Origin of the sequence: Saccharopolyspora hirsuta (genome assembly GCF_008630535.1) — a bacterium.
Lineage (GTDB): Bacteria > Actinomycetota > Actinomycetes > Mycobacteriales > Pseudonocardiaceae > Saccharopolyspora > Saccharopolyspora hirsuta.
The window spans coordinates 233747-252252 of the sequence record NZ_VWPH01000003.1; the positions used below are offsets into that span (position 1 = coordinate 233747).

The 18506-nt window shown below is 70.8% G+C and carries 20 protein-coding genes; 5 read left to right on the forward strand and 15 right to left on the reverse strand.

Translation table 11 applies throughout. The features are described 5' to 3' along the window. Positions 1–103: 103 nt before the first annotated feature. From cydB to F1721_RS07295, 7 genes are all read right to left on the reverse strand, one after another. Positions 104–1114 (reverse strand): cytochrome d ubiquinol oxidase subunit II, encoded by a 1011-nt coding sequence (cydB, locus tag F1721_RS07265; protein ID WP_150065785.1) that lies wholly within the window; start codon positions 1112–1114, stop codon positions 104–106. A 20-nt stretch (positions 1115–1134) separates the two neighbouring features. Further along, complete coding sequence (locus tag F1721_RS07270; protein WP_150065786.1) at positions 1135–2634, reverse strand: cytochrome ubiquinol oxidase subunit I; 1500 nt, start codon at positions 2632–2634, stop codon at positions 1135–1137. Between the two features lie 682 nt (positions 2635–3316). Next, the gene (locus tag F1721_RS07275) at positions 3317–3700 is read right to left on the reverse strand and encodes a four-helix bundle copper-binding protein (RefSeq protein WP_150065787.1); all 384 of its coding nucleotides are present in this window, start codon (positions 3698–3700) and stop codon (positions 3317–3319) included. Between the two features lie 89 nt (positions 3701–3789). Next, positions 3790–4656, reverse strand: a complete 867-nt coding sequence (locus F1721_RS07280; RefSeq protein WP_150065788.1) for an NAD(P)H-binding protein — start codon at positions 4654–4656, stop codon at positions 3790–3792. A gap of 278 nt (positions 4657–4934) precedes the next feature. Beyond that, complete coding sequence (locus tag F1721_RS07285) at positions 4935–5621, reverse strand: IclR family transcriptional regulator (RefSeq protein WP_150065789.1); 687 nt, start codon at positions 5619–5621, stop codon at positions 4935–4937. A gap of 4 nt (positions 5622–5625) precedes the next feature. After that, positions 5626–6831, reverse strand: coding sequence for a fumarylacetoacetate hydrolase family protein (locus tag F1721_RS07290; protein WP_150065790.1), 1206 nt, complete (start codon positions 6829–6831; stop codon positions 5626–5628). Continuing rightward, a complete protein-coding gene (locus F1721_RS07295; protein WP_281288744.1) occupies positions 6828–7694 on the reverse strand; it encodes a hypothetical protein in 867 nt (288 codons plus the stop codon). The genes F1721_RS07290 and F1721_RS07295 overlap by 4 nt, the downstream gene beginning before the upstream one ends. 281 nt (positions 7695–7975) lie before the next feature. On the opposite strand from F1721_RS07295, the gene F1721_RS07300 reads away from it, so the two are divergent. Further along, positions 7976–8755: a DUF2470 domain-containing protein gene (locus F1721_RS07300; RefSeq protein WP_150065791.1), complete on the forward strand. Its 780-nt coding sequence runs from the start codon at positions 7976–7978 to the stop codon at positions 8753–8755. Positions 8756–8810: 55 nt separating this feature from the next. On the opposite strand, the gene F1721_RS07305 is transcribed toward F1721_RS07300, so the two are convergent. Next, a complete protein-coding gene (locus F1721_RS07305; protein WP_150065792.1) occupies positions 8811–9170 on the reverse strand; it encodes a hypothetical protein in 360 nt (119 codons plus the stop codon). A gap of 121 nt (positions 9171–9291) precedes the next feature. Here F1721_RS07305 and F1721_RS07310 point away from each other — a divergent pair, with 121 nt between their 5' ends. The 3 genes from F1721_RS07310 (at position 9292) to F1721_RS07320 (ending at position 12250) form a co-directional block, all read left to right on the forward strand. Then, on the forward strand, positions 9292–10101 hold the full coding sequence (locus F1721_RS07310) for a CPBP family intramembrane glutamic endopeptidase (protein ID WP_425474397.1): 810 nt from the start codon (positions 9292–9294) through the stop codon (positions 10099–10101). A 123-nt stretch (positions 10102–10224) separates the two neighbouring features. After that, positions 10225–11433, forward strand: a complete 1209-nt coding sequence (locus tag F1721_RS07315; protein WP_246154421.1) for an arginine deiminase — start codon at positions 10225–10227, stop codon at positions 11431–11433. 256 nt (positions 11434–11689) lie between these two features. Continuing rightward, on the forward strand, positions 11690–12250 hold the full coding sequence (locus F1721_RS07320) for a ferritin (RefSeq protein ID WP_150065794.1): 561 nt from the start codon (positions 11690–11692) through the stop codon (positions 12248–12250). Positions 12251–12324: 74 nt separating this feature from the next. Here F1721_RS07320 and F1721_RS07325 read toward each other — a convergent pair whose 3' ends face one another. The 7 genes from F1721_RS07325 to F1721_RS07355 form a co-directional block, all read right to left on the reverse strand. Next, complete coding sequence (locus F1721_RS07325; RefSeq protein ID WP_150065795.1) at positions 12325–12552, reverse strand: hypothetical protein; 228 nt, start codon at positions 12550–12552, stop codon at positions 12325–12327. An 821-nt stretch (positions 12553–13373) separates the two neighbouring features. Then, a complete protein-coding gene (locus F1721_RS07330) occupies positions 13374–13856 on the reverse strand; it encodes a hypothetical protein (protein WP_150065796.1) in 483 nt (160 codons plus the stop codon). After that, positions 13856–14431 carry a SigE family RNA polymerase sigma factor gene (locus F1721_RS07335; RefSeq protein ID WP_387510569.1) on the reverse strand — a complete coding sequence of 192 codons (576 nt, stop codon included), beginning with the start codon at positions 14429–14431 and terminating at the stop codon, positions 13856–13858. Before F1721_RS07335 ends, F1721_RS07330 begins: the two co-directional genes overlap by 1 nt. A gap of 230 nt (positions 14432–14661) precedes the next feature. Continuing rightward, positions 14662–15612, reverse strand: a complete 951-nt coding sequence (locus F1721_RS07340; RefSeq protein ID WP_150065797.1) for a DUF5926 family protein — start codon at positions 15610–15612, stop codon at positions 14662–14664. Between the two features lie 21 nt (positions 15613–15633). Further along, positions 15634–16476, reverse strand: coding sequence for a glycerophosphodiester phosphodiesterase (locus F1721_RS07345; protein WP_150065798.1), 843 nt, complete (start codon positions 16474–16476; stop codon positions 15634–15636). Between the two features lie 173 nt (positions 16477–16649). Then, positions 16650–17564, reverse strand: coding sequence for a DUF4328 domain-containing protein (locus F1721_RS07350; RefSeq protein WP_150065799.1), 915 nt, complete (start codon positions 17562–17564; stop codon positions 16650–16652). Then, the gene (locus F1721_RS07355; protein ID WP_387510564.1) at positions 17561–17914 is read right to left on the reverse strand and encodes a rhodanese-like domain-containing protein; all 354 of its coding nucleotides are present in this window, start codon (positions 17912–17914) and stop codon (positions 17561–17563) included. The genes F1721_RS07350 and F1721_RS07355 overlap by 4 nt, the downstream gene beginning before the upstream one ends. 334 nt (positions 17915–18248) lie before the next feature. Here F1721_RS07355 and F1721_RS07360 point away from each other — a divergent pair, with 334 nt between their 5' ends. Further along, entirely contained in the window at positions 18249–18467 is a 219-nt protein-coding gene (locus F1721_RS07360; RefSeq protein ID WP_150065800.1) for a hypothetical protein, read from the forward strand. The last annotated feature ends 39 nt before the right edge of the window (positions 18468–18506 follow it).

The window sequence follows — 18506 nt, forward strand, 5'->3', positions numbered from 1 at the left end:
CGCCCGCAGTCCAGGCGGGCGCTGAGGTTCCGCCACCCGCACCGCCACGCAGAACGAGGTTGGAAAACCTCGTTCAAATCGCGGAGCACCGCCTCGGGACCGGTCACGTCGGGGCGTGCACCGGCGGGATGTGCTTGGTGCCGATGCGCTTGCGGAACACCCAGTACGTCCAGCCCTGGTAGACCAGCACCGCCGGGGTGCCGAAGGCCGCGACCCAGGTGATCACCGTCAGGGTGTACGGGCTGGACGCGGTGTCCGCGATCGACAGCGACCACGCGGCGTCCAAGGTGGACGGGATCACGTTCGGCCACAGCGCGCCGAAGAGCGTCACCACCACACCGGCCAGCGCCACGCCCTGCAGCGCGAACGCCTGCCCGTCGCGCCACCGGTACAGCCGCGCCAGCCCGGCCAGCGCCGACACCAGCGCGATCACCAGCGGCACCCAGGTCCAGGTGGATCCCTCGGTCAGCTGCGCGATGAACAGCAGCGCGACCACCGGCAGCAGCAGCGGCACGCCCATCCGCAGCGCGAACCGCCGCGCCCGCTCGCGGATCTCGCCCTCGGTCTTCAGCGCCAGGAACACCGCGCCGTGCAGCAGCGAGAACCCGCACACCGCCAGGGCGCCGACGATGCTCGGCACGCTGAAGATGGTCCACCAGCCGCCCACCCGGTCACCGTGCTCGTCCAGCGGCAGCCCGAACACGTTGGCCGACAGCACCAGGCCCACCACCAGCGGCGAGATCCAGGAGGCGGCCACGATCACCCGGTCCCAGTTGCGCCGCCACCGGTGGGTGTCCACCTTGCCGCGGTACTCGAACGCCACGCCGCGCCCGATCAGCGCCAGCAGCAGCACCAGCAGCGGCAGGTAGGCGGTGCTGAACAGCGAGGCGTACCAGCCGGGGAAGGACGCGAACATCGCGCCACCGGCCACGATCAGCCAGACCTCGTTGCCGTCCCACACCGGGCCGATCGTGTTGATCAGCACCCGCCGCTCGACGTCCTTGCGCCCCAGGACCGGCAGCAGCATGCCGACGCCGAAGTCGAAGCCCTCCAGGAACAGGTAGCCCAGCCACAGCAGGGCGATCACGCAGAACCAGAAGGTGGGCAGATCCATCGCTCGTCCTCTTCAACTCGTCAGTACGCGAAGGACAGGGCTTCGTCGGCTTCCTCGCCCTCGGGCGGCTTCGGCGGCATCACCGCGTCGAACCCGCCGCGCACGTAGCGCACGATCAGGAAGACCTCCACGACCGCCAGCACCCCGTACAGCGCGGTCAGCGCGATCACCGAGGTCAGCAGCTCGCCCGGGGTCACCCCGGCGGACACCGCCTGCGCGGTGAACATCCACACGCCGTCGATGCCGGACGGGTCGGGGTTGGGCGCCACCACGAACGGCTGGCGGCCCATCTCGGTGAACACCCACCCGGCGATGTTGCCCGCGAACGGCAGCCCGATCGCCGCCACCGCCAGCGGGGCCCACCAGCGGCCCTTGGGGAACTTCTGCTTGCGGGTCAGCCACAGCACCGCCACCGCGCCGAGCGCGGCCAGCCCGCCGAAGCCGATCATGAACCGGAAGCCCCAGTAGGTCACCGGCAGGTTCGGCGTGTAGTCGATGGGCTGCCCGGCGAACTGGCCCAGCCGCGGGTCGTCCGGGTAGTGCGTGCCGTACTTCGCCTGGTACTCGGGGATCAGCGCCTGAACGCCCTTGACCTCGCTGCTGAAGTCGCCGTTGGCCAGGTAGGACAGGATGTAGGGCACGGTGATGCTCTTGACGTTCTCGCAGTCCGGGCGGGCCACGTCGCCGACCGCGAAGATCGAGAAGCTGGCCGGTGCCTCGCTGTGGCACAGCGCCTCGGCGGAGGCCATCTTCATCGGCTGCTGCTCGAACATCAGCTTGCCCTGGATGTCGCCCGAGATCGCCAGCCCGGCGAAGGCGACCACCGCGACCCAGGCGCCCAGCCGCATCGAGCCGTGCCAGGCCTTGCGGTCCTCGTCGTCGACGCCGGACTTGCGGTGGTGCCGGGCGATCTGCCAGGCGGCGATGCCGATCAGGAACGACCCGGCGACCGCGAAGCAGCCGAAGATGGTGTGCGGGAACGCGGCGAGCACCGTGTTGTTGCCCAGCACCGCCCAGATCGAGGTCAGCCGCGGTCGGCCGTCCACCAGCTCCACGCCGACCGGGTGCTGCATCCAGGAGTTGGCGGCCAGGATGAAGTACGCGGACAGCACGGTGGCCAGCGAGAACGCCCAGGCGCAGGCCAGGTGCACGCCCTTGGAGAGCCGGTCCCAGCCGAAGATCCACAGGCCGAGGAACGTCGACTCGACGAAGAACGCGAGCAGCCCCTCCATCGCCAGCGGTGCGCCGAAGACGTCCCCGACGAAGCGGGAGTAGGAGCTCCAGGCCATGCCGAACTGGAACTCCTGGACGATGCCGGTGACCACGCCCATCGCGAAGTTGATCAGCAGCAGCTTGCCCCAGAACTTGGTCATCTTGAGGTAGCGCTGCTTGCCGGTGCGGTACCAGGCGGTCTGCATCCCGGCGACCAGCACCGCGAGCCCGATGGTCAGCGGAACCATCAGGAAGTGGTAGACGGTCGTGATCCCGAACTGCCATCGGGCGATGTCGAGCAGATCCACGAGACCACTCTCGCCGCGCGAGCCGGAAATCCGCAGGGGCAAGGGCCCTCATTCGCCCGGACGAGGGTCCTGCGGGGGACGGGACCTTGGTCCCGTCAACGCAGCGCATTGGCGCTCGCCGGTCGGGTTACTTCTTACCAGTCCCATCGGGGAACGGGGAAGATGTTCCGGCGAAATCCGGATTCACGCGCTGTGCGTACTACCCGGCAGGTCCGGCGAGAGGAGCTGCCATGCGGAGACCGGTCCTCGCCGCCGTCGGCGTGCTCGCCGCAGCGGGTGCCCTGGTGGCGCCAGCGCATGGACATCTTCGACGGCACCACGGGCACCGGGGCGGGGGCATCGTGGGGTGAGGTGTGGTGATGCCGGGGGATCGGTGGTGATACCGGGGTTGGCCTGGCGATGAGGGGTGCGGTTGGGTGGGGGGTTGGGTTTGGGTTCAAAGCGGTGGGTGGTTGCGTTGCGTGGTGTTGCAATTTCAATCGAAATTGCGGACGTCACCACCCCTCGGACGGCCGTCCGATATGCCGACGTCACCACCCCTCGGACGGCCGTCCGAACTGCAGGCCTCACCGCCCCTCGGCCGGCTGTGATTGCGGTTTGGGCGCCTCTCGGGTGGTGTGGTGGGGTTTCGGGCGGGCGTGGCGGGGCCCACCGGCGGGGGTTCGCCGGTGGGCCCTCTCGGTCATGCCGACTGCATCGCCTGCGGGGTCATCTGGCGGCACATGGCGGCGCACCGGGTCATCACGTCCGCCAGCTCCGCCATCTCGCGGGATTCCATGCGGCGGCACATCTCGGCCGTCATGTCGCACATGTCGGCGCACATGCCGCACATCCGCACGCACATCTGCACCATGTCCGAGCTGGCCTTCGCCATGCTCGAACAGCGCATCATCATGTCCGCGCACATCCGGCACATGTCCGCGCAGGAGATCAGCACCATGCTCATCTGCATGGACTCGTCGCTGCGCTGCTCCATGCAGTGCGAGAGCGTCTGCTCGCACATGTCGTGGCACTTGTGGCACATGTCGATGCACTGCTGCATCTCGGTGGTCATCTGTCGTGTCATCGTCGACTCCCAACATCCGCCGAAGGACGCCGCCCGTCGCGGCGCCCCAGCGCTCGGAGTACCCCTGACCTGGCGAGATCGCACGCCGGTCAGGGCCGGAAGTCGGCCGCGTGGTCCCGGGCCCACTCCGCGAAGCCGCGGGCGCGGCCGGTGACCGGTTCCGCGGTCGGCATCGGCGGGATCGCCGAGGCGTCGAACTCGGCGGTCTCCGCGGGGTCGGCCGCCGCCCCGGAGTAGTCCTCGAAGCCCAGCAGGAAGTCGGCGTTCGCCGCGGCGAACCCGCCCTGCGCGAGGTAGCGCTCCCGGGCCTCCTGCCGCGTGATCACCTCCACCCGGATCTCCCGGCCGGTGGCCTCCGCGATGAGCTCGACCTGCTGGCGGTAGGTGAGCAGGTCGGGCCCGTTCACGTCGTAGGCGCGGCCGACGTGCCCGTCCTCCAGCAGCGCCGCCACCGCCACGTCCGCGATGTCCTGCTCGTGCGTCGGGTACCAGGCGACGCCGTCCGGGTTCGGGTCGCGCACCACGCCCTCGGCGCGGATCGACGGGCCCCACAGCCACAGCTTGTTCAGCGCGAACTCGCCGGGCCGCACGTGCGTCCAGGCCAGCCCGGAGTCCTCCACCGCCCGCTCCACGGGCAGGTGGAAGTCGGTGTCGAAACCGCCGGTCACGGCGCCCGACGACAGCACCACGACGCGCTGCACCCCGGCCCGCTCCGCGGCGTCCACCACCTCCCGCGCGGTCTCCGGCACGGGGAACAGGAACAACCGCTCGACGCCCTGGAACGCCTCGTCCAGGCCGTCCGGCCGGGCGAGGTCGCCGCGCACCGACGGCACCCCGGCGGGGAACTCGGCCTGCGCGTTGCGGGTCATCGCCCGCACCGGCTCACCCGCCTCCGCCAACCGGCGCAGCACGCGGCGGCCGATGTTCCCGGTGGCCCCGGTGATCAGGATGGTCATGACGTCCTCTCGACTGGTTCGGAACATGTCGAGCGCTCGAAGACGAATTCATCCTGCCCCGCCGATCTCCGCACCGGCAAACCTGAACACGTTGTTCGCATACGCCTCTGACCTGCAAAAACAGTTCACGGAAAAGACGCGCGAGAATCGCAGTTCCGTCCCGGCGAAACCACCGCTGAACTGCCGGGACGGCACTTGCCGACCAGCCGTGCGAAAAAAGTTCCGCCGTCGAGGGGTCGTGAGTGCATAACACTGTTACACACTCACGGCCAACAGGCTCAGCGGAGCGCTTCGGCGACCGACTCCGCCGTCTCCAGGACCAGCGGCCCGATCTCCTCCGGCACCAGCGGTTGCAGCGCCACCACGCCGACGCTGGCGCGCAGACCGGGCACCCCGCGCACCGGAGCCGCCACGGCGAACGCCCCGGGCTGCAGGTCGCCGCTGCTGGCGATCCACCGCGGCCCGCCCGGCGGCAGGTCCACCGCGCGCCCGGCCGCGCCGCGATGCACCGGGTGCCGACTGCCCACCCGGTAGGACACGTGGTAGCTGGTCCAGGACGGCTCCACCACGGCCACGGCCTGCGCCTCGCTGCCGTCGGCGACCGTCAGGTGCACCGTCGCACCGACGCGCTCGGCCAGCGCCCGCAGCGCGGGCAGCGACGCCACGCGCAGCTGCGGCAGCACCCGCCCGGCCAGCCACAGCACGCCGAGCCCGAGCCGCACCTTCGAGCCCTCCCGGCGCACCAGGCCGCGGCTCTGCAGCGGCCCGAGCAGCCGGTACACGGCCGCGCGGCTGACGCCGACGGTCGCCGCCAGATCGCTGATCGTCGGCGCTTCGCTCTCCGACTCCGCCACCGCCTGCAGCAGGTTCAGCCCGCGCTCCAGCGTCAGCGAGCTCTCCTTCGTGCTGGGCTGGGGGTCGCCGAGCGGGGTGCGGATCGGTTCCGGGGTGGTTGGTGGGGCCATCGCGTCACCTCCGAGCGGCGGCCAGCACCGTGCCGGTCACCTCACCGAGCCCGACCACCGTTCCCCCAGGTCCGGGCGCGCTCCCCCGCAGTGTCACCCGGTCCCCGTCCTGGAGGAAGGTGCGCTGCTCGCCGTCCTGCAGCGTGATCGGCTCGGCACCGCCCCAGGTCAGCTCCAGCAGGCAACCGCGCTGGTCGCGCTCGGGCCCGGACACGGTGCCGGACGCGAACAGGTCGCCCGGGCGCACCTGGGCCCCGTTCACGGTCAGGTGCGCGAGCTGCTGCGCCGGTGACCACGACATGTGCTCGAAGCGCGGCCGGGCCAGCACCGTCTCGTTGCAGGACACCTCCAGCCGCAGGTCGAGACCCCAGGGTTCGGTCTCCACCAGGTACGACTGCAGCACGTGCTCCGGTCCCGGCAGCGGGATCCGGGCGTCCTCGAAGGCCGCCAGCGGGGTGATCCACCCGGCGACCGAGGTGGCGAAGGACTTCGCCAGGAACGGGCCGAGCGGGTCGGACTCCCAGGCCTGGACGTCCCGCGCCGACCAGTCGTTGACCAGCGCGACGCCGAACACGTGCTCGGCGAAGTCCGCGGTGGCCACCCGGCTGGCCGGTTCGCCGCCGCAGACGAACCCGACCTCCGCCTCGAAGTCCAGCCGCCGGGTCGGCCCGAACGCGGGGTGCAGGTCACCGGCCGCCTTGCGCTGCCCGCTCGGCCGGTGGATGTCGGTGCCCGAGACGTAGACGGTGCCGGAGCGGCCGTGGTAGCCGACCGGCATGTGCGTCCAGTTCTCCGGCACCGGCGCGGTGGTGCGGCGGAAGATGCGGCCGACGTTCTCCACGTGGTGCCGCGAGGAGAAGAAGTCGACGTAGTCGGCGACGGTGAACGGCAGCACCAGGGTGTGCCAGTCGGTGCGCACCAGGTGCGCGCCCGCCGGTGCTCGGTCGGCCGCGACGATCTCGGTGAGCCGCTCGCGCAGCTCCTGCCAGCGTTCGCGACCGGCCGCCAGCAGCGGGTCGAGGGAGTCGCCGGAGACCAGCTCGGCGAGTCGAGGACCGAGCGCCCCGGCGATGCCGCGCAGCGGCAGCGCGTGCCGCCCGACCCGCACCGCGACGACGGGACCGTTGCCGGTCACCAGCACCCCGTAGGGCAGCGTCTGCGGGCCGAACGGCCGGTCCGGGGCGAACTCCGGATCCTCGATCCAGGTCAAAGCAGTCCCAATCCTTCGAGCTCGACGACCGGGTCCTTCAGCGAGCGGGCGCCGTAGGAGGCGAAGACGTCGCGCACCGCGTTCGCCGCGTCGTCGGACAGCGCCCGGGCCTCCGCGGCCAGCGCGGCACCGTCGGTGCTGGCCAGAGCTTCCCGCACGTCCTTGCCGGACAGCGAGCGGGCGGTGGCGACCAGCAGGTTGAGGAAGCCGTGCGTGGTGAACCCGGTCTCCGGGTCGGTGCCGCGCACCGCCGTGTGCAGGCCGGTGGTGGCCTTGAACGGCACGTCCAGGCTGGCGGCGACGGCGAGGAAGTCGGTGACCACGTCGACCGACGGCACCGATTCCGCGGTCTGCCCGCCGCAGCGCAGCTTCGGCCAGCAGCCGTGCTCGGCCACCCGGCGGATGCCGTCCAGCCAGCCGTCGCCGCCGCGCCGCGGCTCGACGACCCGGATGATGTCCTCGGGCACGAACTCCGACACCCGCTCCAGCCAGATGTCGTCGACGTCCGACGGCGCGGGCATCTCGACCATCCGCAGCGCCAGCAGCTCCTGGCGGCCCTCGATGATCGACAGCGCCTTGGGCACGCCGCCGAGCCCGGTGTCGCACACCAGCGAGAGCGGCACCGGCGCGCTGGGCTTGGCCTTGGCCAGCTCGGTGATCAGCTCGGCGAGCCGCGAGGCCTGGCACAGGATCGGCCCGAGCAGTCCGGCGAGGGCGCCGCCGCGCGCGTCGAGGTGGTCGGTGACCACCTGCGGGACCTCCGGCGCTCCCGGTGGGAACAACGAGGCGTCGTCGACCAGACGGGCGAACAAGGGCGGGATGCCGCGCGGACCGGGCGCGCGAAGCTCAACAGCGCTTGACACGGCTGACACGCTAATGCCGTATCAGCCAGTGAACAAAAGTGCCCGATAAACGGACGTCTGGCGGGGTCATGGGCTCCTCCCTCGCCTGGTTCGGACCTCATCATCCACCCAGCGCCGACAGCCGCCGACAGCACCCTTCCCCACTGGTCGGGATCGGCTCCCGCTGCAGCGTTCCAGCTGGTACTAAGAGCATGTCGGCGAATTCGGGTCGAGATCCCCCGAGCAGACGACTTCCACACCCCAGCAAGATAAGTTAGGCTTGCCTAAGTTGGAGGTGAGCGGTGAGCGAGACGACGACCCGGAGACCTGCCACGCCGAGCCCGGCGGAACGGGCCAGGAGCATCGCCAAGCGCGGTGGCCGGGCCGCACTCCTGCCGTCCAGCGAGACGTCGGTGCGCGTCGCGCCGCTGCTGCACCACGTGCACGCGGACGGCTCCGCCACCGTGCTGCTCGCCGACGACCACCCGCTGATCTCCACCGCCTGGCAGGCCCCGCGCAGCGAGCTCGCCGCGGTGCTGGAGGTCGCGGACCCGACGCCCGTCCGGCTCCGCGAGCCGGTGCGCGGGCTGCTGTGGCTGACCGGCTGGGTCCGCCTGCTGGAGGGCTCCGACGCCCGCGCCGAGGTGCTCGCGGTCGCCGAGGAGCGCCCGGACCCGCGGCTGCTGGACGCCGGGCACGGCGCGACCGTGCTGAAGCTGGAGTCGGCGTCGCTGGTGCTGGCCGATTCGGAGGGCACCAGCTCGGTCGAACCCGCGGAGTTCCAGGCCGCCGCGCCCGACCCGTTCTGCCTGCACGAGGACTCCTGGCTGCGGCACCTGGAGCTGTCCCACCGGGACGTCGTCGGCCTGCTCGGCAGGCACCTGCCGGAGCAGCTGCGCGGCGGCCACATCCGCCCGCTCGGCCTGGACAAGTACGGCCTGCGCCTGCGCGTGGAGTCCGCCGACGGCGACCACGACGTCCGCCTGGCCTTCTCCCGCCCGGCCACGACCACCGAGCACCTCAGCGCGGAGCTGCGACGCCTGGTCGGCTGCCCCTTCCTCGCCCAGCAGCGCTCGGCCTGAAGCATCGTGAGCACTTGATGGGGTCATAGGCTCACGGGCGACCGGAGCAGAGCTGTCAGTCGTCCTGGACGGCTTCGGAGTCCAGGGGTTCGAGGTGGTGGATCCGGCCGTCGCGGAAGCGCAGGAGCGTTTCGCCCGGTCCCACCAGCAGCGCCTCGTCGACGTCGCAGCGGCGGGTGATCATCCACAGGAACGAGCGCGCCACCACCGCCGCCCGGCCTGGCCGGGTCCCGTCGACGAACCGCACCAGCAGCCCGCCCGGGTCGCTGTGCCGCAGCTCCACCAGGACCCCGTCGCGCACGCCGAACAGGTCGGCCGCGCCCACCGGTCCGTCGAGCGCCTCGAACCCGCGCACCGCCTGCAGCACCTGCACCGCGCGTCCGGCGTCGGCCGCACCCCACACGAACACGTCCATGACCACCTCCGCCGGGCCGTCACCGATCCGACGCCACCGCCGCGGGGCCAGTTCCGGGCCGGGTTTCCCGGTTTTGCCAGACCGCGCGGGCGCTGTCGGCGGTCCGGGTAGGTTCGTCCGGGTGAGCACCCTGCGCGCCTGGCTGACCCCCGCCCGCCCCGGTGACCCCGCCGTCGTCGCCGACCGCCAGGAGCGCAAGGCGATCGCGATCGAGCTGGTCGTGGTGTTCACCGTGACGCTCGGCCTGTCCGGCCTGCAGAGCCTGCTGTCGCTGCTGGACGCGCTGATGCGCCCCGAACCGCTGGCCGACCAGCACGCCGCGATCAACGTCCCGCGCGCCGAGCTCGGGCTGCTCGACATGCTCCAGCAGCTGACGAACGTGACCCGGCTGATCGCCTGGGGCGCGCTGGGCGCGTTCCTGCTGTGGCGCGGCGGGATCGCGCTGTGGCGGGTCGGCCTCGACCGCTCCCGGCCGGGGAGCGACTTCGTCCGCGGCATGGGGCTCGCCGCGCTGATCGGCATCCCCGGGCTCGGCCTCTACCTGACCGCGCACGCGCTCGGCCTCAGCCTGACCGTGCAGCCGTCCACGCTGGGCGAGGCGTGGTGGCGGGCCCCGGTCCTGACGCTGGCCGCCTTCGGCAACTCCTTCGCCGAGGAGGTCCTGGTGGTGGCCTACCTGCTGACCCGCCTGCGGCAGCTGGGCTGGTCGGAGAACCGGGCGCTGTGGTTCTCGGCGGTGCTGCGCGGCAGCTACCACCTCTACCAGGGCATCGGCGGGTTCGTCGGCAACGTGGTGATGGGCCTGGTCTACGGCCGGATCTGGCAGCGCTCGAACCGGTTGTGGCCGCTGATCGTCGGCCACGCGCTGATCGACGTGGTCGCCTTCGTCGGCTACGCGGCCCTCCGCGGCCACGTCGGCTGGCTCCCGTAGCGCATTCCCGATTCCGATGTCCCGCACAACGAATCGACGCCGAAGCCCTCATTCTCGTTAACGTTCCATCGAAAACAGCGCCGACTGCGGATGTTTTGGTTCGTCGTGGCTACGCTGCCAACCGTGACCGAACCACACGTCCAGAGCGAGGTCGGGCCGCTGCACTCGGTGCTGCTGCACCGGCCGGGCACGGAGTTGAAGCGGCTCACCCCGCGCAACAGCGACCAGCTGCTGTTCGACGCGATCCCGTGGGTCGACCGCGCGCAGGAGGAGCACGACGCGTTCGCCGAGGTCCTGCGCAGCCGGGGCGTGGAGGTGCTGCTGCTGCGCGACGTGCTCACCGACGCGCTGCAGGACACGCGGGCGCGCGCGGCGGCGGTGCTGACCGGGGTCGACGAGCTCAAGCTCGGCGCCGACATCGCCGACACCCTGCGCTCCCACCTCTCCAGCGTGGACGACGCCGCGCTGGCCGAGATCCTCATCGCGGGCATGACCTTCGAGGAGCTGCCCGCCGCGGAGGGTCAGTCGCTGGTCCGCCGGATGCACCACCCGCACGACTTCGCCATCGAGCCGCTGCCGAACCTGCTGTTCACCCGCGACTCGTCGGTGTGGGTGGGCGACCGGGTCGCCATCGCCGCCCTCGCGATGCCCGCCCGCCGCCGCGAATCGGCCCTCACCGACCTGATCTACGCCTACCACCCGCGCTTCTCGCACTCGGCCCGCGCGTACGGCGCGCACTCGGCCCCGGTGGAGGGCGGCGACGTGCTGCTGCTCGCTCCGGGCGTGGTGGCCATCGGCGTCGGCGAGCGCACCACCCCGGCCGGGGCGGAGTCCTTCGCGCGCTCGGTCTTCGCCGACGACCTGGCGCACACCGTGCTCGCCGTGCCGATCGAGCAGACGCGCGCGTCGATGCACCTGGACACGGTGTGCACGATGGTCGACCGCGACGCGGTGGTGATGTACCCGGCGATCCAGGACTCGCTGCGCGCCTACACGCTGCGCCCGGCGGGCGACGAGCTGAAGGTGTCCGGTCCGACGCCCTTCCTGACCGCGGCGGCGGAGGCGATGGAGATCGACCACCTGCGCGTGATCGACACCGGCCTGGACCCGGTGACCGCGGAGCGCGAGCAGTGGGAGGACGGCAACAACACGCTGGCGCTGGCCCCCGGCGTGGTGGTCGCCTACGAGCGGAACGCGGAGACCAACGCGCGCCTGGAGGAAGCGGGCATCGAGGTGCTGCGGATTTCCGGTTCGGAACTCGGTTCCGGCCGCGGCGGACCCCGCTGCATGTCTTGCCCGATCACCCGCGCCCCGCTTCCGGAGATCACCTGATCGTGAAATGACGGAGGGCGCCGCCGGGCAATTCAATCACCCAGCGGCGCCCTCCCCCGGAAAACGATCACTCGAATAAGCGACACCACGGGGATCTCCCCCACCGCGAGCCACCTACCAGCGAAAACGACGCAGGTTTGCCTTGCCTTCATTTGTTGAGGTTTACCTGAACAAATTCGCGGAACCTTAGGCTAACCGCATTTTGCTTAGGGTCACCTGGAATGAATCTGGACTGATTCCAGAGTATATTGATGGCATGACTGCCACCGCGAAGAAGATTCAGCACAAGGAATCCAAGTTCGAGCACCTGCTGCAGGAGCAGGTGCGCAACGAATTCACCGCCTCGCACCAGTACATCGCGGTCGCGGTGTGGTTCGACGACAACGACCTGCCCCAGCTGGCCAGGCACTTCTACCGCCAGGCGCTGGAGGAGCGCAACCACGCGATGATGATCGTCCAGTACCTGATGGACAACAACATCTCGCCGAAGATCCCGGCCATCGAGCAGGTCCGCAACGACTTCACCGAGACCCGGGAGCTGGTCGCGCTCGCCCTCGAGCAGGAGCGCGAGGTGACCCGCGAGATCGAAACCCTGGCCAAGACGGCCCGCGAGGAGGGCGACTACCTCGGCGAGCAGTTCATGCAGTGGTTCCTCAAGGAGCAGGTCGAGGAGGTCTCCCAGATGTCGACCCTGCTCAACGTGGTCGACCGCGCCAAGGGCAACCTCTTCGACGTGGAGAACTTCCTCGCCCGAGAAACGGTCGGCGACGAAGGAGCCGACGCCACGGCCCCCAAGGCCGCCGGCGGCGCCCTCTGACGAGCCCGCCCCGAGGCAGCAGCGCCGCCTGGCCACCCCAGGCGGCGTTCATGCCGACCAGGACCACCCGCGAATCACCGCGGCTGCACGGCGGCGTAGAACTTCCTCGCGAACTCCCGCGCGCCTTCACGACATCCCTCGCTCCGCGGGTCGACATCCCCGGCCGAGGGATCATAATAAGCTGTGTCCATCACCGCGTTCTCATCAAGAATTTCGAGCGTGCAGCCACCGCTCTCCACAAAGTGAGCCCAGCGGGATTCCGAACCAATTCCCGCACTGCTGTCTTCTTCCACATCTGACATCGAACGCTCATCGAAGAACTTTCTTGCGATTTCAGCTCCCGTTTTAAACCCGTCCGCATCCTCCCGCCCCCGTGGAGCGAAACCCGAAAACCGACAACAATGGCACCACTTTCCGCTGGCATGAAAGTGCACGTCCGCGACGAACCACCTACCGTCTCCTCGTCCTGCGGACGCTCAAGCGGCTTCAGCCCGGGGACCTTCTGCTGAATTTCCAGACAACTCGGGAAATCCGCGAAGGAATACTTAACCGGCCCCAGCGGTGGCCCAGGCGGCAACGAAGGCTCCTCATCAGTGCTTCTAGGCATCTCAAACGGCTCAATCGCGGGCGCGAAGCAACCACCGGTGAACATAATCGACGTGGCCAACAGCCCAACGGCCGACCGCTTCCAGATGCTGTGGGACTTCCTAGTCATGACGCCCTCTCGTCATGGGCAAGAATTCATCCTTCGACCGCCTGAGGCCATTCACCACGGACGAGACTCCCGTCGATCATGTAGCTCTTCCCGGATTGAGCCGCCTACGCCGCAACCTGTTCCCGGGGAACCGGGGAAGGTCGTTCAGCGCGGCTCAGGTGATGCTAGGGAACGTCGCCGGGAATGTGGTGCGGATTGGGGGATTCGGCTGACAGGTTCGCCCGGACAGATCACAGACTACGACGTTCCAGTGAATGCCAGCGGGGCCGCGCCTCTGGATTTTGTGACCAGGACCATAGGACTTGCCGACTGGCGGACCTTCCCGGATTTCCCTGAGTTCGGGAGCTGATCTGCTTGAAGCGGCGCTGATAGGTCCAGCAGCACGGACGCGCACTCCCACCGCCCGGGTCACTGGCCCGGGGGTTCGCTGGTGGGGTTTGCCGAGGACGTCGGGTCGGGTTTTGTGGTTTGGGTTGGTTTCGACGTCGTCGGGTTGGGTTCCGAGGTTTGGGTGCTCCTGAGGATCTCCGGGGGCACCGTCGTGGTCTGCGGGGGTTGCGGGTGGCGCGGTGGGGCCGGGGGTTGGACCGGCGTGTGCTGCGGCGGCTGCTGGTGGGGTGGTTCTTCGCTGGTCGGGGTCTGCTCCGTGGTCGAGTGGACCACCGGGGGGACCGCCGGTGGGATCGGTCGTTCGGTCTGGTGGTTGGCCAGGACCGCGCCGCCGCCCGCCAGGATCAGGGCGGCGAGGGCGCTGCCGGAGGCGGCCAGCATCGTGTTGCGCTGGCGGCGGCGACGCGCGCCCGCGACGACCGACCACTCCGCCCCGGTGCGCACCGGGATGTCCAGGCGGTCGTCCCGGAGGATCCGGTTCAGCTCGTCCTCCAGGTCCATCACACGTCACCTCCTTCCAACGAGCCGAGCCGCTTGCGCAGCGTCGCCATCGCCTTGCTCGCCTGGCTCTTGACCGTTCCGCAGCTCACGCCGAGGCTCTCGGCGATCTCGGCCTCGGACAGCCCCTCGTAGTAACGCAGCACCACCACGGCGCGTTGCCGCGGCGGCAGACTTCGCAGCGCCTGCCACAGCGGCTCGTTCTCCAGCCGGTCCGGCTGCGCGTGCGCGGGCACGTCCGGGAAGTCGGCGAGCAGCGTTTCGCGGCGGGTGCGGCGCCAGCGGCTGACGTGCGTGTTCGCCATCGCCTTGCGGACGTAGGCGGTCGGGTCCGCGCAGTTGCGGCTGACCTTGGCCCAGCGGGCGCCGACCTTCTCCAGCACGGCCTGCACCAGGTCGGCGGCGTCGTGCGGGTTGCCGGTCAGCGCGTGGCCGTAGCGCATCAGCCCGGGCAGTGCCACCCGGACGAACTCCGCGAAGTCGTCTTCCGTCGCCGCCATATCCCCCCGGCGCGCCTGCCGCTGGTAGGCACCGGCCGCCTCGGCGGCGGTCGGCACTGCGGGCAGGTGCGCGGTCACCCGGTCCACCCCCGTCCACTTCGGGTATCGCCGTGGAGAACACGCCGCAACGCACCCGGGGGTTGCCCCACCAATACCGCGATCACCCAATCGGCGCAGTGCCGTACCGATCGCGAGAAGCAACGAGCCGTCGGCGCGTCGTGTCCCGACACGCCGACGGCTGCGGAGAACTCCCGCGATTTCAATGGAAATCGGACGTCCGATTTCCATTGAAATCGCGGTGGACCTGGTCAGCGGATGGTGACCTGGCGGCCGCGGAGGCCGTCGCGGGCGCGGCGCTCGGCCGCGTCGAGCGGCTGGTCGTCGAGGGAGGCGAGGGCCTCCTCGAGGCGGCGGCCCAGGGCCGCGGCCGGTTCGTCCCACTCGCGGGCGTGCTTCTCCCGGTCCAGGTCCCACACCGGGACCAGGAGGCCGTGGGCGCGGAAGGACCCCGCGTAGCGGCTGTCCTCGTCGAGCGCGAGCTCACCGCGGGCGGACAGGCGGGCCAGCGCGGCCAGGAGCTTCTCCTCCGGCTCCGGGCGGACCCAGCGCAGGTGCGCCTTCTCGCCCGCGTCCACCCAGTAGGCCGATTCCACACCTTCGGCGGTCAGCCGATCGGTGGGCATGATCGCCGCGTTCGCCCGCTCCAGCGACAGCGCCACCTCGCCGGTCGCCTCGACGTCCTCGGGCAGCCACCAGGCGAAGTCCTCGTGCACCTCGACCTCGAGCTTGGCGTCCGGGTCCAGCAGGTCCTGCAGCCGGGTCGGCACGGTGCCCGCCGGGGCGGTCTCCGGCCCCACGACCGACAGCGATTCGCCCAGCTCAGCGCCCTGCACCCACTCGATGGCGCGGGCCAGGTCGCGGCTGATGTCCCCGGAGTGGGTCTGCACCTGCAGGCCGACGAACGACTTGTCGTCGTTGCGGCGCAGCGCCGCGGCGGCCATCGGCAGCACCGTCGCCAGGGTGATCTCGCCCTCGCCGCGCAGCGGCAGCTTCGCCACCGCCGAGGGCACGAACTCGCGCAGCGCGATCAGCTCGCACTCCGCGGCCAGTCCCTCGAAGGGCCTGGTCACGATCACGTCGGCGGCACCACCGGCGGCGCCGTGGCAGGCCTTGTAGCGCTTGCCGGAACCGCACGGGCAGGGCTGGCGCGGCTTGATCCCGGTGTCCGCCTCGGGCTTGGGCGCGGTTCGCTTCGACACTGCAGATCCCCTCGCTCGCGGTTACGTCGCCGTGACGCTACCGAACCGCGGGATGTCCGAATCAGCCAGGTGGGAGCGGGTCGCGGCGGGCGAGTTGGTGGCCAGGTACCGCACCCCGGAGCGGTCGCAGAGATCGACGTCCGCCGGGTCGTCGACGGTCCAGCAGTAGGTGTCGCGGCCGAGCGCCGCGGCGCGGGCGACGAAGCCGGGGTCCTCGCGGAGCAGGTCGATCCCGGGTCCGGCGATGTCGGCCCACGGCGGCAGCACGCCGTTGCGCCAGGAGCTGCGGAACCGGTCGAACAGCAGCACCGTCGGCACGCGCGGGGCCGCGGCGCGGAACCGGCGGACGGCGGACTGGGAGAATGACATCATCAGCACCGGCGAGTGCTCCGGGTCGGTCGGCGCGGCCAGGCCGTGCCGCGCGAGCAGCGCGACGAGCTTGTGCTCCACCAGCCCGCCGTAGCGCACCGGGTGCTTGGTCTCGACGAACAGCCGCACCGGTCGCGGGTGGTCGTGGAGGAGGCCGAGGAGCTCGTCGAGGGTCAGCACGCCGCGCTCCGGTTCGGGGCGGGTCCAGTCCACCAGGTCGTCGGCGGAGCCCGGCAGTTCGCGCTGCCAGCCGCCGAAGTCCACATCGGACATCCCGGCGAGGGTCAGCTCGCTGACCACGCCCCGGGCGCTGGAGGTCCGGTCGATGCGCCGGTCGTGCACGCACACCAGGTGCCCGTCCCGGCTGACCCGGATGTCGCATTCGAGTGCGTCGGCGCCCTGTTCGAGGGCCAGTTCGTAGGCACCGCGGGTGTGCTCGGCGCGGTGGGCCGACGCTCCCCGGTGCGCAACGACGTCGGGAGTCGGCTGCCACACGCGATCGATTATCCGGGTCGTCCAGATCCACTTCCGGCATCTGTGACGCAACGCGCGGCGCCCACCGCCCGGCGAGATCGTTTTGCCTGATCAGGGCCCGTGAGCACGTTGCGGGGCTATGGCACCAGAAAGTGCTCGCGGGCGATGAGCTGCCGAGACGTCGCTCGGAGGGATCAGCGCGCGGCCGTGGTCGGGCGTTCGGCGCGCGGGACCGGCGGGCTCGCGCGGACCGCTCGGACCTGGAGGTGGTGGAGCTCGGTCGGATCCGGTTCGACCAGCAGGCGCATCACGTACTTGATCAGCAGCGCGGTGAGCACCGCCAGGAGCGTGACGAGCGCGTCGTTCAGGGTGTGCAGGACGACCCCGTCGGCGAGCGCCTGGACGGTGCCCCGGAATCCCCAGAGGATCGTGAACCAGCCGACGAGCAGCGTCGCCACCCAGGTCGCCCACCACGCCCGGACGCGCAACGTCGGGAACGGCCGCGCGCCGCGCTCGCGGTCACCTTCGGCGACCAGCACCGCGTGCTCCAGCTCGGCCACCGCCGAGCCGGGCACGAACAGGTTCAACCCCGGCACCAGCACCCCGACGACCACCTGCCAGTCGGGGCGGGCGTTGCGCACCCCGATCCGCTCGGCGGCCGCGGCACGGGCCCGCAGGCCCCAGAGCACGACCAGCACCCCGCTCAGCACGCCCAGCACCCACAGCAGGAACCCGGTGGTGGTGACCAGCGCGTCGGACACCGCCAGCGGTGCGCGCGCCAGCGCCCCGTCCCGGCTCATCAGCAGCAGGACGTAGCGCCAGCCCTCGGCCAGGGTCGCCAGCCCGGCGACGCCCGCGGTGATCCACAGCGTCACCACCGCCGTCCCGGCCGTCGCTTCCGCGCGCGCCTCGGCGTTGACGTGCTGGTGCGCGGGGAGCGCGAGCGGCCAGCGCCACGCCAGCATCGGGAAGCCCCAGCGCGGCACCGCCGGGTAGGCGGGCGGGCCGGTGTAGCGGCGCGGCTGCTTGCGCGCCTTCGGGCGGCGCAGGCCGCCGGGCGGCGTGGCGACCCACTGCGCCGGGCGCTGCTGCCGAGGTCCGGGGGTCACAGCACGTACGGCTCGCCGTCGTCGGCCACCATCGGCCGGTTGATGGCCGCCCAGCCGTTCATGCCGCGCTCGACGTTGACCGCGTCCCAACCGTTGGCGTTGAGGTACGCGGTGACCTTCGCCGATCGGCCGCCGGACCGGCAGATCACGTAGATCTGGTCCGCCTCGGGGATCTCGTCGAGCCGCTGCACGAGCTCGCTCATCGGGAGGTGCACGGCCTGCGGCGCGTGCCCGGCCTCCCACTCGTTGGCCTCCCGAACGTCCAGCAGCACGCTGCCCTCGGGCAGCTCGGCGGGGACCTCCTCCGGCTGCACGCCGGGAACCTGATGACCGGGAACTGGAGTAGTCACGCCCCGAATGCTGCCACGCCGGACGTGGTGCCCGCGTGAGACCCGTCCGGCGGATCCGCCCGCGCCGGGCGCGGGGCACCCGAGCTGCCACGTCGCCTGGCCGTGGGACTGCAGCTCGGCGTACGAGCGACACGAGGCATCGGAGCCGTCCGGGCCGGGAAACCTCGAGAAGTGGCACCAGCGAACCGGCAGAACCGCCCTGACCAGGAAAGACGCGAGACCGTTTCGTGGTTGTTCACGCTTTCAGGCGGTCTTGCCCTCGAAATTGGCGAAGCAAGATCATCGCGTGCGAAGGTTCGCTTGCTCGATTCAGATCCGACCGAAAGGGGTTCCCGTGTCTCGTCTAGTCGTGCTCCGCTGGCCGAACGGCGGCGAATGGGGGCATCTGGCCGAAGTTCCGGACGAGGGCGGACTGCCCCGCTTCACCGGCTTCGTCCGGATGACCGACCCCCGCGTGCAGGCCCTGATCACCCGCGTCGAGCCGCAGCGCGCCGACGACGACATGTGGGAAGTGCACTTCACGGCGGCCGAAACCGAACTCGTCCCCACCTGAACAGCGGAGCGCCCGCCCGGCGCGAGACCGGACGGGCGC